The organism is Nocardioides plantarum, from assembly GCF_006346395.1.
In the GTDB taxonomy this organism is placed as follows: domain Bacteria; phylum Actinomycetota; class Actinomycetes; order Propionibacteriales; family Nocardioidaceae; genus Nocardioides; species Nocardioides plantarum.
The window spans coordinates 2,562,157-2,576,860 of sequence record NZ_VDMS01000001.1 but is presented as its reverse complement, the minus strand read 5'-3'; the positions used below and the strand labels follow the sequence as shown (position 1 = coordinate 2,576,860).

Sequence of the window (14,704 nt, the reverse complement as noted above, 5' to 3'; positions counted from 1 at the left end):
ATACAGCTTCAGGCCGTACTTCTCCAACAGGTCCAGCTTCGCCTTCACATAGGCGTCGTCCTCCGCGGCCTGCCACGGATCCAGATGATCACCCCAACACGCCAGCTCCAGACCGTCATACCCCCACCCCGACGCCAACCGAGCCACCTCCTCCAACGGCAGATCGGCCCACTGACCGGTGAACAAGGTGATCGGGCGGGCCATGCGGAGCTCCTCGTGATGGGTGGCTGGGTGGTGTGGAGGTGTCTGTGGGGTGCCTGTGGCGTGTCGCGTATTGGGTGTTGCGGACCGGCGTCGGAGCGGAGCGCACTGCCCCGACACCGGTCCACGAGAAGGAAGGCACAGGTGCCGTCCTCCCCCGTCGTCTCCGAGGGCCGACCGCCGTGCGCCCGGCAGAGCCGAACTGCCGGACTCTCGGCCTTCCACGCACGGTGGCGCGGTGTGGTCGGTTCCTCGTCGACGACCGTCTCTGTCGGGTGCGCTCAGCGAGCGCCGAGCAGGTGCTCCATGGCGAGCTGGTCCAGCGCCTCCATGGCGATGTCGCGCTCGGCCAGCGTCGTGACGTCGTACGACGCCTGGCGCAGGTCGGCCAGCGACTCGCCGGGGGCGAGGGTCGGCTCGTCCAGCGCACCCACCTCGGAGGCCGCGAGCGCCTGCTGCACCTCGGGGTCGGCCCGGAAGGCCTGTGCGCGGTCGCGCAGGATCAGGTAGTTGCGCATGCAGCCGCGAGCCGACTCCCAGACGCCCTCGATGGACTCGGCCCGGGGGGGCTTGAAGTCGAAGTGGACGTAGCCCTCGTAGGCGTTGCCGGTGCCGGCGCCCAGCAGCGTGTCGACGGTCCAGAACGCGCCCCGCAGGTTGCCCGCACCGAAGCGCAGGTCCTGGTCGAAGCGCGGCCCGTGCTGACCGTTGAGGTCGACGTGGAACAGCTTGCCGTGCCACATCGCCTGCGCGATGCCGTGGGCGAAGTTGAGCCCCGCCATCTCCTCGTGCCCGACCTCGGGGTTGACCCCCACCATCTCGGGGTGGTCGAGCTCGTTGATCAGGGCGATCGCGTGCCCGATCGTCGGCAGCAGGATGTCGCCCCGCGGCTCGTTGGGCTTGGGCTCCAACGCGAACTTCAGCGAGTAGCCCTGCTCGATCGCGTAGTCGCAGAACAGGTTGAGCCCCTCGGCCATCCGGTCCAGCGAGGCCCGGATGTTCTTGCCCGCACCGTGCTCGGCACCCTCGCGGCCGCCCCACAGGACGAAGGTGTCGGCGCCGAGGCTGGCCGCCAGGTCGATGTTGCGCAGCACCTTCTGCACGGCGTAGCGGCGCACCTCACGGTTGTTGGCGGTGAGTGCGCCCTCCTTGAAGATCGGCGGGCTGAACAGGTTGGTCGTCACCATCTCGGTGCGCAGGCCGGTGTCGGCCAGCGCCTTGGTGAACCGGTCGAGGGTGTGCTCGCGGGTGTCCTCGTCGGGCAGCAGGTCGTCGTCGTGGAACGTGACGGCCGCGGCCCCCATCTCGGCGAGCTTGTAGGTCGCCTCGACGGGGTCCAGCCGGGGTCGGCTGGCGGGACCGAACACGTCGACGCCCTCCCACCCGACGGTCCAGAGTCCGAAGGAGAACTTGTCCTCGGGCCGGGGGGTGTAATCGGTGCTCATGCTTGGGGGGCTCCTACTGCTGTGGGGTGTGGGTGGTACGTGATCGGGTGGGTCAGGACTTGAAGGCCGACGGGAGGTACTTGTCGACGTTCTCGGAGGTCACGACCGGGGCGAAGAGCTGGACCTTGCGGGGGACCTCGACCTCGACCAGGTCGTCGACCGCCTTCTGCTGGACCAGCAGACGGGCCAGCTTGATCGCGTCAGCACCCTGGGTCGAGGGGTAGACGACGGTGGCCTTCAGGACGCTGTCGCCCTTCTTGATGGCCTCCATGACCTGCTGGGAACCCGCGCCACCGATCATGGTGAACTCGTCACGACCGGCCTCCTGGATCGCGGCCATGACACCGACACCCTGGTCGTCGTCGTGGTTCCACAGGTAGTCGATCTTGGGAGCAGCCTGGAGCAGGTTGCTCGCCGCGTCGGTGCCCGACTCGGGGGTGAACGCGGCCTCGACCTGGTTGTTGACCTTCAGACCACAGTCCTTCAGCGCATCGGCGAAGCCCTGGCTACGGTCCTGGGTCAACGGCAGCGAGGCGATGCCCTGGATCTCAGCGACCACTGCGTCCTTCTTGCCGCCGGCCTGCTCACACACGTACTGACCAGCCGAGATCCCCATGCCGTAGTTGTCACCCAGCACGGTCACCCGCGCCGCGTTGGGGTCATCGAACTCACGGTCCACGTTGACGACCGGGATACCGGCCTCCATCGCCTTCAACGCCACCGGCGTCATCGCCGCACCATCGAAGGGCAGCAACACGATCGCATCGACCTTGTCGTTGATGAAGGTCTCGACCTGCGAGATCTGCGCGTCCACGTTGTTGGTGCCCTCGGCCAGCTTCAGCTCGACGTCGTCGTACTGCTTGGCCACCGTCGCAGAGGAGTCGGTGATCGAGGCCATCCAGCCGTGGTCGGCCGCAGGCGCGGAGAACCCGATGACGATCTTGTCACCGGCCGCGTCGTTGGAGCCCTCCTCGGCCGAGGAGTTCCCGCCCTTGAGGTTGGGGTTCTCGTTGTCGTCGGAGGAATCATTGCTCGTACAAGCGCTGAGACCGAGCACGGCGAGCACGGCCAGCGAGGCCGTGACCTTCTTCCGCCCGATGATGAAGTGCTGCAGGGACATGTGGTGCTCCTTGGTGGCGTACTGAGACTGCGGTGGAAGTGGTGGACGTGCCAGTGGTGCTAGGTGGTCGGGCGGGGTGAGGTCATGCGTTCACCGGTTCTGCGACCGGGGTGCGGCGCGCGACGATGGTCGGGGCGGCGTAGACCGACTCGAGGGCGGCGAGAGCGCCGCCGCGCACGGCCGCCCCGAAGCCGAGGGCCGAGATCTCGACCTTGGTGCCGCCGGCGTCGACCGCGAGGACGCCGGCATGGAGCTCGCGCTCGACCGCCGCCCGCATGTGGTGGCCGACGGCGGAGTAGTAGCCGCTGAGCACGATGGCGGCCGGGTTGAGCGCGTTGGCGAGGATGGCGGCGCCGACGCCGACCCAGGTGCCGACCTGCTCGAGGGCGTCGAGGGTCCGGGCATCGCCCAGGTCGGCGCGCCGGTTGATCTCGGCCAGCCGGTCGTCGAGCGCCATGCCCGGGTTGCGGATCGGGTCGTGCGGCTCGGCGACGAGCTCGAGCAGGGCACGCAGCCCGCTGACGGTCTCCCAGCAGCCCGTGCGTCCGCACCCGCACCGGCGCCCCTGGGGCTGCACGATCATGTGGCCGAACTCGCCGGCGTACCCCTGCCGACCGCGCAGCAGGCGCCCGTCGGCGACGATGCCTCCGCCGACGCCGATCTCACCGAAGATCACCAGGATGTCCTGGCGGTCCGGGACGCCGGGGGTGGCCTCGGCCGCAGCGGCCAGGTTGCCCTCGTTGTCGATGCGGACGGGGAACGAGCCGTCCAGCCGCTGGCGGATGAGGTCGCCGACGGCGACGTCGCGCCAGTCGAGGTTGGGCCCGTGGGTGAGCAGGTCGCGGCGGCTGTCGACGAGGCCGGCCACGCCGACCGTCAGCCCGACGGTGCGCTTGCCCTGCGCGCCCAGCTCGGCCACCGAGGCGTGGATCAGGCTGACGAGGTGGTCGATGACCGGCTCGGCGGCCATGGCCCGGGCGTCGAGGGCCAGCCGCTTCTCGTTGACGACGTTGCCGGCCAGGTCGAGCGCCACCACGGAGACGTGGTTGACGTTGACCTCGGCGCCGAGGCCGCAGACGCCGGATCCGTCCAGCTCGACGGCGGTCCCCGGACGGCCGACCGCGGCGCGCTGGACCTTGCCCTCGCGGACCAGGCCACGCTCGGCGAGCTCGGTGACCAGCGTCGAGATCGTCGACCGGGTCATGCCGAGCTCGGCGGCCAGTGTCGCGCGCGAGCGGGGCCCGTGGTCGCGCAGCGTGCGCAGCACGAGGCCGAGGTTGGTCCGCCGCAGGTCGAGGTGGTCGACGCTGTGATCGGTGGACGGCGTCTCGAACGCGCTCACCGCTTCCACCTCTCGACCTTGTGTGAGGACCATCACCCCTTTGTTGGGGCGACGCTCAAACTAAGTGCCGTCGAAGCCCGCCGCAATGGCCCCACCCGCGAGAAGTCCAGCCGTTCGCATACTTCTGCCGTTGACTGGCGGAACTTGTGCCGTCAATGTGAGAAGTGCGGACCTTGGAACGTGCCAAACCCCCGATCGGCTCCCCCGATCGGGCGAATTACGATCCGGTCACGATCGCCGAGAACGCGTGGTCGCCCGCCGCCAGCGCCGCACCGAGCAGCGCGGCCCGGTCGCCGGGCGCGCTCATCTCGACGTTGACCCCGGCCACGAGCCGAGCCGGCGCGCGGCGGTAGACGGCGCCGCGCACCTCGTTGAGCAGGTGCGGGCCGAGCACGGCCACCGGCCCCCCGACCACGACCGTCGACGGGTTGGCGAAGGCGACGAGGCCGGCCACGGCCTCTCCGACCCGGCGTCCCACGTCTCGAGCCACCTGGACCGCCACTGGGTCCCCGGCGGTCACGGCCGCCGCCAGGTCGGGCAGCCCGATCGCGCCGGACGACTCCAGGGCCGCGGCCAGCGCGGGCGACCGCCCGGACCGGGCCGCAGCGAGGCACTGGTCGTGCAGCGCCCGCACCGACACGAACGAGTCGAGGCAGCCGCTGCTGCCGCACACGCAGGCGGGGCCGAACTCGTCGACCCGGACGTGGCCGACCGCGCCGGCCTGGCCCTCGCTGCCGCGTCCCAGGTGGCCGTCGACGTACGCCGCCGTGGTGACGGTGGCCCCGATCCGGACCACCACCACGTTGTCGAGGCCCCGGGCCAGGCCCGCCTGCCGCTCGCCGCGTGCCATCGCGCGGGCTGCTCCCTCGACGACCACGGGGCTGCCTCCGGCCACGTTCGTGAGCTCCTCGACCAGGGCGCTCTCGAGACCGGTGGGGCTCAGGCCTCCCCCACCACGCAGGTCGGGAGCCAGCGAGAGGCCCACCGCCAGGACCGAGCGATCGGCCCCGAGGGCGGTACGCAGTGCCTGGCCCACCTGCTCGGCGGAGGGCCCGGCGTCACCGTCGACGTCGACGGTGACCGGGCGCGGCCCGGCCAGCCCGGCGTCGAGGACGCTGGCGCGGATGCGCGACTCGCCGACCGAGACGGTCGCCAGCCGGACGGCAGGGCCCAGTCGGACAGTGGTCGAGCGGCGTCCGCCCGAGCTGGGGGCGACCGGCCCCTCCGCGACCAGGCCGGCGCTCTCGAGGGCGACCACCTCGCTGCTGACCGAGGTCCGGGAGATCCCGAGCTCCTCCGCGAGCTGCGAGCGGGTGCGAGGGCCCTTGTCGCGCAGCAGCCGCACCAGGCTGTCGCCCACCGAACGTGTCACCGGGACAGCCTGGCACGACCGTACGGCGTCACGCACGGGGTTGACCGGCCGGTGGGCGCCGCCGTACGGCGCGGTGGCGGCGTGGGCCGTGGAGCCGTCCCCACGCACGACAGGGGACCCGGCCGAGTGGCCGGGTCCCCGTCGCACTGGGTGGTGCTGGTGTGCCTAGACCTGCGCCTTCAGCTGCCGGGCCAGGTCGACCAGCGCACCGCGGGCGGTGGTGTGGGCGACCGCCTGCGCGAGTCGCTGGAACCGCGTCAGGGCCTGGGTGGCCTCACGCGCGTCGCCCCGCTTGTCGGCACGCTCGGCGGCCTTGAGCTCCACGACCATCTTGTCCGCGGCAGCGGCGCCGACCTTGTTCTCCTTGTCGAGCCGGTCGACGAGCGCCCGGGCTCCGGAGTACGTGGCCACCACCTTGAACGTGATGGTCCGGGTCGAGCTGTTGCCCGCCTTGTCGGTCACGACGACGACCAGCTTGTGGGTGCCGGTGCGCAGCGACAGTGCGTCGATGCGGACCGGGTTGGCCACGGTCTTGCCGTCGATCCTGATGGAGCGCGTGCCGATGCCGGAGAGCGTGTCGGTCGTGGTGACCCGTGCGGTCTTGACCGCGGCCACGCTCATCGTGGCCCCGTTGGCGATCCCGGAGACGCTCAGCTTCGGCGCCGTGGCGTCGATCTTGATCGTCTTGGTCACCACCTGGGAGACCGTGCCCCGGGCGTCACGCACCCGGGCCTGGACCCGCGTCGTGCCGTCCTTGGTCAGCTTGACCGGCTTGGTGTAGGCCGTCCAGGCGCCGTAGCCGATGCGGTACTCGCTGGTCAGCGTGCCCTCACCGGTCCCCTTGAGGGTCACGGTCACCGGCGAGACGTACCAGCCGCCCTTGCCGTTGGGCTCGGCCGGCGACGTGGTCACGGTGACCACGGGCGCCTCCGGCTCCTCGGGTACGACGACCTCGAACGTGCCGGTCGTCTCGTTGCCGGCCGCGTCGGTCGCCGTGTAGGCCACCTCGTGCGTGCCGCCCTCGGTGATCTCGAACGAGCCGTCGTAGTCGGTCTCGGCACCGTCGTCCACCGTGTAGGTGAGCGAGGTGACCTCGACGTCGTCGGTGGCGTCGAGCACCACGGTGCCGGCACCGGTCAGGGCGAGGTCGGCGCAGCCGACGATCGCACCCTCGCGGTGGAGGACCAGCGAGCGACCCTCGATGCGCGGGGCCCACGGGACCGTCGCCGAGGCGTACGACGTGCCGTCCGCCTCGGGCTTGATCCGCGGGTCGCCGGAGGTCGGCTCCCAGTCGGGGTTGCGCGGCCACAGCTCGTTGGGCGGCGTGCCCGCACCGTCGACGTCGTCGCGGTAGTGACCCTCGAAGCTGCCGCACTTGCCGATGTGGAGGTGCGACTCGTAGCGGCCCTCGGGGTCGAGCCCGGTGAGCGTCAGCGTAGCGGTGGTGGCGTAGCCCTCACCCCGGACCGACGAGACCAGCGTGGCCTGACCGCCGACGGTGCCGCCGGCCAGGTCCTTGACCACTCCGTCATACGAGCCGAGGACGGTGGCGGCGACCTTGGGGGCCGTCGTGTCCTCGCCGCTGTCGACGACCACGGTGGTGGTGCCGACGGCCGACACGTTGCCCGCTACGTCGATGGCGCGGTAGCGCACGACGTGGTCGCCGGGCTCGCCGAACGGCAGCGCCTCGGCGTAGACGGTCCACGTGGTCTCGTCGTCGAGCTGGAACTCGATGCGCGCCACGCCGGAGGTGGCGTCGGCGGCGGTGAGCGTCAGCGTCTTGGTCTCGGTGCCCGCCTCGGCGGCGGTCACGGTCGGGACCACGGTGTCGATCTTGACCGTCAGCGACTTGACCGCCTCGACGTTGCCCGCCTTGTCGGTCGAGCGGTACTCGATCAGGCGGCTGCCCTCACCGGTCACGGAGACCGCGGCGGTGTAGGGCGTCCAGGTGCCTCCGGCGATCCGGTACTCGGTCGAGTCGATGCCCGACCCGTCCGTCTCGTCGACCGCAGCCAGGGTGAACGACGGACGGGTGGTGTACCAACCGGCCTGGCCGTCCGCCGCGGCGATGGTCAGCGTGGTCGTGGGCGCCGCCGTGTCGGTCGGCTCCTCGGGTCCACAGCCGTCGGAGGTCAGCTCGAAGGAGTCGAACGCCGCCGAGATGGTGGCAGCCGCCGCGTTGTTGGCGAAGGCCGTCACCCCGACCCTGGGGTTGGCGATGCCGGTGAGGTCGAAGCCTCGGGGCATCGCGACCCAGGTCTGGCCGTCGGTGCTGTAGTCACCGGTGACGGCGGTGCCGTCGGTGCTGGTGAGCCGCAGCCACACGGTCGAGGGGAAGGTCGCACCCAGGCCCGCGGTGTTGGCCTCGGTCGCCGTGGCACCGACCTCCTTGGTCAGCTGGACGATGTTGCTGCCGACGTCAGCGGCCGCGCTGCGGCCCTGGCTCACCAGCTTGATGTAGTTGTCGTCGTTGCCGTAGATGATCAGGCCGGCCTGCTGGTACTGGCGGTTGATCGGCGCGGTCACCTTGGTGACCACCTGGAACGGCCCGGCGGGCAGGTCGCGGAGCACCAGGTCACCGGCACTGTTGGTGGTCTGGTAGAGATCCGTGCCGGCCATCGGGATGGTGAGGTTGCCCCCGCCGACCGTGATGTTGCCGGTCGGGCGGACGACCTCCCAGGTGTTGCTCAGCGACGTGCCGTCGAAGCTCTCGAGGCAGCCCTCGCCGGCGCACGGCGTGGCCGTGTCGTCGGGGGTGAGGGTGAAGTAGTCGTACTTCGCGGTGATGCCCGTCGAGGCGGCCTGGCTGCCCAGGGTGAGCAGGCCCACCTTGGGTGCCGTGATGCCGGTGAGGTCACGCGTCGCCGACATCGCGGTGAAGGTCTCACCGTCGGTGCTGTACGACGCGGTGACGACACCTGCGGCGGTGGCCGTCATCCGCAGCCACACCGTGTCGGGGAAGGCCGCACCCAGGTTGGCCGAGTTGGTCTCGGACGCCGTGGCGTTGACCTCCTTGGCGAACTGGATGATGTTGGCCGACTTGTCCGGGTTGGTGGAGCGACCCGAGTAGACGAGCTTGAGGTAGTTGTTGTCGTCGCCGTAGACCACGAGACCGGCCTGCTGGTAGGAGCGGTTCGCCGGCAGCGTGAGCTTGGTGGTGGCCTCGAAGGCACCGGCGGGCAGGTCCTGCAGGATGATGTTGGGCGTCGTGTTGGTGGTCTGGTAGATGTCCGTCGCCGTGACCGGGACGTTGAGCGACCCGTCGGAGACGGTCAGCGACTGGTCGACGCGCACGCTGCGGTTCCAGCGGTCGGTGTCGAGGGTGTCGCCCAGGAAGTCGTCGGAGCGCCCGCTGAAGCAGGTGGTGCTCGGACGGGTCGCGTTGACCTCCAGCGTGCGCGTGGTCTTCGCCCCGCGGGCGTCGGTCACGGTCAGCGAGACCGTGTACTTGCCCGGCGCGGTGAAGGTGTGGCTCGGGTCGGCCTCGGTGGAGGTCGCGTCGTCGCCGAAGTCCCACGCGTAGGTGAGGGGCGTGTCGTTCTCGGAGTCGGTCACCGTGCTGGTGAACGAGACCGGGAGGGGGGCCTCACCGGTGAGGGTGCTGGCCTTGATGCTGACCGCGGGCGGCTGGTTGTCGGTGACACCGCGACCGGCGAACTCGAGCCAGTTGACGTTGGCCCCGCCGGTGGTGGCGACGAAGTACAACGCGCCGCTGGTGGTCGTGGCACCGGTGAACGTGGTCGACACGTTCTGGTAGGTCTGCGCGCCCCCGGTGTTGGGGACGGTCAGGGTGCCGATCGTGGTGCCGGTGGGCGAGCCCTGGCGGACGGCGAACGTGGCGCCGGCCGTGGTGGAGGCCGCCCGCATCGTGACGCCGGTGATCCCGGTCAGGTTCATCATGTCCCAGCGGAACCAGTCACCGGTCTCGACGCCGGTGACGTTCTGGCCGCCCCCGGAGTCGGTGGTCGTCTGGGCCGTGACACCGGCGGTGCCGGTCGTGTTGTCACCGGTGCGGCCGGTCTCGTCGAAGAACTCGGCCTCCTTGTGCTTGGTGTGCACGACGACGCCGTCGACGCCGGTCAGCGCGTTGGCCGCGCCAGCACCCTTGTCGGTGTAGCTGGCGGTGATGGTGCCGAAGATGTTGGCGCCCACGTGACCGGTGTCGCCGGGCAGCGCCAGGGTGCCGCTGCAGCCCTGGTACTGCTCGTAGCCGTGCGAGTGCTCGTCGTGGCCCAGGCCGGGCTGCACGGTGACCTTGCTGCAGTCGATCGTGCCGTCCTCGGCGTCGGTGACCTTGACCTCGTACTTGAGGTAGTCGCCGAAGTCGAAGAACCCGCCGTCCAGGGGCAGGACCAGCTCGACGGTGGGAGCGCTGTTGCCGACCACGATGTCGATGTTGCTGGTGCCGGTGCGGCCGCCCTCGTCGGTCACCGTCAGGCGCGCGGTGAAGTTGCCGACGGTCGTGTAGGTGTGGCTGGCCGTGGCCGTGGTGGCGTCGGTCGTGCCGTTGCCGTCGAAGTCCCAGGCGTAGGTGAGACCGGTGGCGTCACCGGTGTCGGCGTCGTAGGACGCGGTGCCGTCGAAGTTGACGGTCAGCGGAGCGGGACCGGAGGTCCGGTTGGTGGTAACCCGCGCGACGGGGGCGCGGTTGCCCTCGACGTAGTCGATCCGGTAGATGCCGGAGTCGGTGTTGTTGCCGTTGAAGCCGCTGCCCCACTCGATCATGTAGAGGGCGCCGTCCGGGCCGAACTGCAGGGCGTGCGGGCGGATCATCGGCAGGTTGGGCAGGAACCGGTTGATGTCGGTGTAGTTGGTCCCGGCCTGGTTCATCTGGACGGTGAACAGCCGGCTGTTGTTCCAGTCGGCCCAGATGGCCTTGCTGTCGAAGTAGGCGGGCCACTTGCGGTCGGAGACCAGGTCGGCGTCGTAGTCGTAGGTGCCCGAGGTCATCGGCGCACCGCTCGCCCCGATCTCCGGGGTACCGGTGATCGAGCCGTTGTTGCTCTGCCAGATGACGGCCGACTTCGCGGGCGGCAGGTTGGTCAGGCCCGTGTTGTTGGGCGAGTCGTTGACCGGGTTGGCGCAGTCGAACTTGGCGCCGGCGGTGCTGCTGGCGAAGTTGTAGTCGTTGTACGGCGTGTTGTTGCCGACGCAGTAGGGCCAGCCGTAGTTGCCGGGCTCGTCGAGGATGTTCCACTCGACGCGGCCGTTGGGCCCACGGGTGTCGCTCACGCTGCCGGCGTCCGGGCCGTAGTCGGCGACGAGGATGTTGTCGTGCTGCTCGTCCAGGCCGATGCGGAAGGGGTTGCGGAAGCCCATGGCGTAGATCTCGGGCCGGGTCTTGCCCTGGGTGTCGGCCGCCTCGTCGAAGAGGTTGCCGGCCGGGATCGAGTAGCCACCGGCCGCGAGGGGCTTGATGCGCAGCACCTTGCCGCTGAGGCTGTTGGTGTTGCCGGCGCTGCGCTGGGCGTCCCAGGCGCTACGGCCGGCCCGCTCGTCGATCGGGCTGTAGCCGCCGGAGTCGAAGGGGTTCGTGTTGTCGCCGGTGGCGAGGTAGAGGTTGCCGTCGTGGTCGAACTCCAGCGACCCACCCGCGTGGCAGCACTCGTTGCGCTGCACGTCGACGTCCATGATCGTCGTCGCGGTGTTCAGCTGCAGCGTGTTGCCCGACATCGTGTAGCGCGCGATCCGGTCGATCGGCGCCGAGCCGGTGGGTGCGTAGTAGAAGTAGACCCAGTTGTTGGTGGCGAAGTTCGGGTCCAGGGCGATGCCCAGCAGACCGAACTCCTGCCCGGTGTAGACCGGGATCGTGCCGGCGGTCACCGCGGTGCCGTCCGGCATGATGATGCGCACGGCGCCGTTGCGGTCGATGTAGAACACCCGGCCGTCGTCGGCGATGTCGAGCTCCATCGGGTTCGACGTGTTCTCGTCGAGCGCCACCTTCTCGAAGCTGCCCTCGAGGGTCGCCTTGCAGTCCGAGGGGATCACACCGGCGGCGGTCTCGATGCCGCCGAGGATGTGGCCCAGGAACTTGGCGTCGAGGAAGGACGCCTCGGTGTGGCCCATGCCGGTGTACCAGCTGCGGCCGCCGTCGTAGTCCTGGCACCAGGCGATCGGGTGCTCGGCACCCATCGCGCCGCCGCCGGGGGCGTAGGTCGTCTCGTCCAGGGAGGCCAGGACATGCACCTTGCCGCGCGGGTTGCTGCGGAAGTTGTACCACTCGTCGGTGCGCTCCCAGCGCGGCTCGATGCCGGCCGTCGAGGGGTGCGCCGGGTCCTCGACCTTGACGGTCGCGGTCGGGGTGCCGTTGGGGTGGTTGTTGAAGTAGGAGCCGACCAGCTGGCCGTACCAGGGCCAGTCGTACTCGGTGTCGGAGGCCGCGTGAATGCCCGCGTAGCCGCCGCCGCCCTGGATGTAGCGCTCGAACGCGCCCTGCTGGGTCGGGGTCAGCACGTCTCCGGTGGTGGAGAGGAAGATGACGGCCTCGAACTGCTCGAGGTTGGCGTCGGTGAACGAGGCGCCGTCCTCGGTGACCGTGACGCTGAAGTGGTTCTCGGTGCCGAGCTTCTGGATCGCGGTGATGCCCTCGTCGATGTTGCTGTGCCGGAACGCCGCGGTCTTGGAGAAGACCATGACGTCGAACTCGTCGTGACGACGGGCTGCGGCACCCTTCTTCGCCGTCCACGGCACGGCCTTGCCCAGCGGGACGGAGTTCTTGGTGAGCTTGCTCGCCTTGGCCGCCTTGGCCTTGGCGTCCGGCGTCTTGGGGGTGGCGGCGGCCGGACTGGACACCGCGTCTGGCACCGCGCCCTGAGCCGCCGTGGCGGTCAGACCGAGGCCGACCGTGGCGCCCATGGGCAGCAGCACGATCGTGGCCAGGGCCGAGCTCAGCGTCGAGCGCGAGCCCTTCCGCAGCCGCGTGATGAGCGTGTTCATCACGAACTCCTTCGTTCGTTAAGGGATTGCGCTCCCCTGGTTCCGGGGCGGGTCCCCGGGCGTTCGGCCCTGGTGGTGCTGGTGCGATCGTGCGGTCGTGCCTCGGTGTGGTCCTGTGGCCCTGTGAGCGTCATCACGCCTTTGTTGGGGCGGAACACAAACTAAGTGCGACGGCGGTCACATCTCAACGAGGATGCGGTCCTGTCTGAGAACTTCTTTGCGACTTTCGCCGAACTTCGTCGAAAGTCGAACGTCGATTGCCACAAGTAAGGCCCCGGACGCTTACCGGCCCTCGCCGGTACTGTCGCGAGGTGAGCTCAGCCCGCCCGGTGCCCGTCGTGGCGGTCGTGGCCGGCACCTGGGTGCTGGCGATGGCCCTGCTGAGCGCGGTCGTGGTCCTGGCGCAGCTCGCCCCGGCCGAGGTGCCCGGCGGGCCCGAGCTGGGGTGGTGGGCGTGGTCGGTGGGACTCGTGGCACTCACGGTCCAGGCCCTGCTGCTGCGCTCGACGGCCCTCGCGCCCGGTCGGTCGCTGGTCCTGGTGAGCGCCGTGGCGCCGGTGGCGGCGGGCGCCGGGCTGGGGGCCGCGACCGGGGCGACGTCGGTCGCGGTGCTGGTGGCGGCGTACGTCGTCACGCTCGAGACCCCGTGGCCGCGCGCCGTCCCCTCCCTGGTGGCTGCGGCCGTGCTGGTCGCGGTCGGCGAGGGCGTCCGCGCCGGGCGGGACTCCGGCCTGACCCTGGGCGGGGCCGGGACCGCCGTCCTGCAGGGTGCGGGCACCGTAGCCGTGGCGACGGCCGTCGGTCTGTTCGTCGCCGCACGCCGCGAGACCGGCCGAGCCCGCACGGAGCAGCTGCGCGCCCTGGCCGGGGAGCAGGCCGCCCGCACCGAGGCCGCCGTGGCCCGCCAGCGCACGGCGATGGCCCGCGAGCTGCACGACATCGCGGCGCACCACCTGTCCGGCATCGCGGTGATGACGGCCGCCCTCGACCGTCAGATCGACACCGACCCCGCGGGAGCCAAGGTCGCGGTGCGCCAGGTGCGTCAGCAGAGCACCGCCATGCTGAGGGACCTGCGCCAGCTCGTGGCCATGCTCCGCGAGGACGACCCCGGCGCGGCCCCGCGCGGCGTCGAGCCCGAGACCCTGGGCGGCCTGCGACGCCTGGTCGACGACGCCCGCAGCGCCGGCCGTGACGTCGGGCTCTCGGTGCTCGGCGTACCGGCCGACCGACTGGCCGACCTCGCGGCCGGTCCGCTGGCCCAGCTCGCGGCGTACCGCACGGTCCAGGAGTCGCTGGCCAACGCGGCCCGGCACGCCCCCGGTGCCCGCTGCGAGGTCGTCGTCGACGCCCGCGACACCGGTCACGTCGTCGTCACGGTGCGCAACGACGCACCCACCGCGCCGCCACCGGTGGCGCCGGTCGGTGCGGGCGGCGGCCTCGGCATCGTCGGCATGCGCGAGCGCGCCGAGCTCACCGACGCCCGGCTCACCACCGGCCCCACTCCGCAGGGCGGGTTCCTCGTGTCGTTGACCCTGCCCGTGTCCACCGAGGAGCCGACATGACCCGACCGAGAGCAGTGCTCCGGGTCGTGATCGCCGACGACCAGCCGCTGGTCCGGGCCGGTCTGACCACCATGATCGGCGCCGAGCCCGACCTCGAGGTGGTCGCCGCCGTGGGCGACGGTCGGGCGGCGGTCGACGCCGCCCGGTCCCTGGACGCCGACGTGGTCTGCATGGACCTCCGGATGCCGGGCACCGACGGCATCACGGCCACCGCCGAGCTGTGCGGTCCCGACGTGGCCGATCCCGTGCCGGTGCTGGTGATCACCACCTTCGACGTCGACGACTACCTCTTCGGCGCCCTCGAGGCGGGGGCCTCCGGCTTCCTGCTCAAGGACGCCGAGCCCGAGGCCGTCGTGAGTGCGGTGCGTGCGGTGGCGTCGGGCCAGGGCACGTTGGACAACTCGCTGACCCGCCGCGTGCTGCAGGAGATGGTGACCCGGCGCCGTACCCAGCCCGTCGTGGCCACCCGCGCCACGGACCTGTTGACGCCGCGTGAGCTCGACATCCTGTTGCTGCTCGCGCAGGGGATGTCGAACGACGACATCGCGCGCACGCTCGTGCTCGAGGTGTCGACCATCAAGTCCCACCTGGCCCGGATGCTCCCCAAGCTCGGCGTGAGGTCGCGACTGCAGGCCGTGGTGTGGGCCTACCAGAACGGCCTGGTCAAGGTCGACGGCTGAGGCGCTCCAGCGCCTCGCGGCGTCGGTTGCATCCAAAGGTGCAACC

Annotated in this window: 7 protein-coding genes and 1 pseudogene; 2 read left to right on the top strand and 6 right to left on the bottom strand. The window is 70.7% G+C overall.

The window, feature by feature from the left end; translation table 11 throughout:
• The 6 genes and pseudogenes from FJQ56_RS12005 to FJQ56_RS11980 all read right to left on the bottom strand — a co-directional run.
• Nucleotides 1-204: pseudogene (locus FJQ56_RS12005) on the bottom strand (sugar phosphate isomerase/epimerase); the annotation flags it as partial.
• Between the two features lie 278 nt (nucleotides 205-482).
• A complete protein-coding gene (gene xylA / locus FJQ56_RS12000; protein ID WP_140009613.1) occupies nucleotides 483-1,646 on the bottom strand; it encodes a xylose isomerase in 1,164 nt (387 codons plus the stop codon).
• A gap of 52 nt (nucleotides 1,647-1,698) precedes the next feature.
• Nucleotides 1,699-2,766 carry a substrate-binding domain-containing protein gene (locus FJQ56_RS11995; RefSeq protein WP_140009612.1) on the bottom strand — a complete coding sequence of 356 codons (1,068 nt, stop codon included), beginning with the start codon at nucleotides 2,764-2,766 and terminating at the stop codon, nucleotides 1,699-1,701.
• An 82-nt stretch (nucleotides 2,767-2,848) separates the two neighbouring features.
• Nucleotides 2,849-4,108 (bottom strand): ROK family transcriptional regulator, encoded by a 1,260-nt coding sequence (locus FJQ56_RS11990; protein ID WP_246084092.1) that lies wholly within the window; start codon nucleotides 4,106-4,108, stop codon nucleotides 2,849-2,851.
• Nucleotides 4,109-4,325: 217 nt separating this feature from the next.
• The gene (locus tag FJQ56_RS11985) at nucleotides 4,326-5,480 is read right to left on the bottom strand and encodes an ROK family transcriptional regulator (RefSeq protein WP_170215361.1); all 1,155 of its coding nucleotides are present in this window, start codon (nucleotides 5,478-5,480) and stop codon (nucleotides 4,326-4,328) included.
• A 165-nt stretch (nucleotides 5,481-5,645) separates the two neighbouring features.
• Nucleotides 5,646-12,416: a ThuA domain-containing protein gene (locus tag FJQ56_RS11980; RefSeq protein ID WP_140009609.1), complete on the bottom strand. Its 6,771-nt coding sequence runs from the start codon at nucleotides 12,414-12,416 to the stop codon at nucleotides 5,646-5,648.
• 311 nt (nucleotides 12,417-12,727) lie between these two features.
• On the opposite strand from FJQ56_RS11980, the gene FJQ56_RS11975 reads away from it, so the two are divergent.
• Complete coding sequence (locus FJQ56_RS11975) at nucleotides 12,728-13,978, top strand: sensor histidine kinase (RefSeq protein WP_140009608.1); 1,251 nt, start codon at nucleotides 12,728-12,730, stop codon at nucleotides 13,976-13,978.
• Nucleotides 13,975-14,658, top strand: coding sequence for a response regulator (locus FJQ56_RS11970; RefSeq protein WP_211350850.1), 684 nt, complete (start codon nucleotides 13,975-13,977; stop codon nucleotides 14,656-14,658). The genes FJQ56_RS11975 and FJQ56_RS11970 overlap by 4 nt, the downstream gene beginning before the upstream one ends.
• Nucleotides 14,659-14,704: the final 46 nt, after the last annotated feature.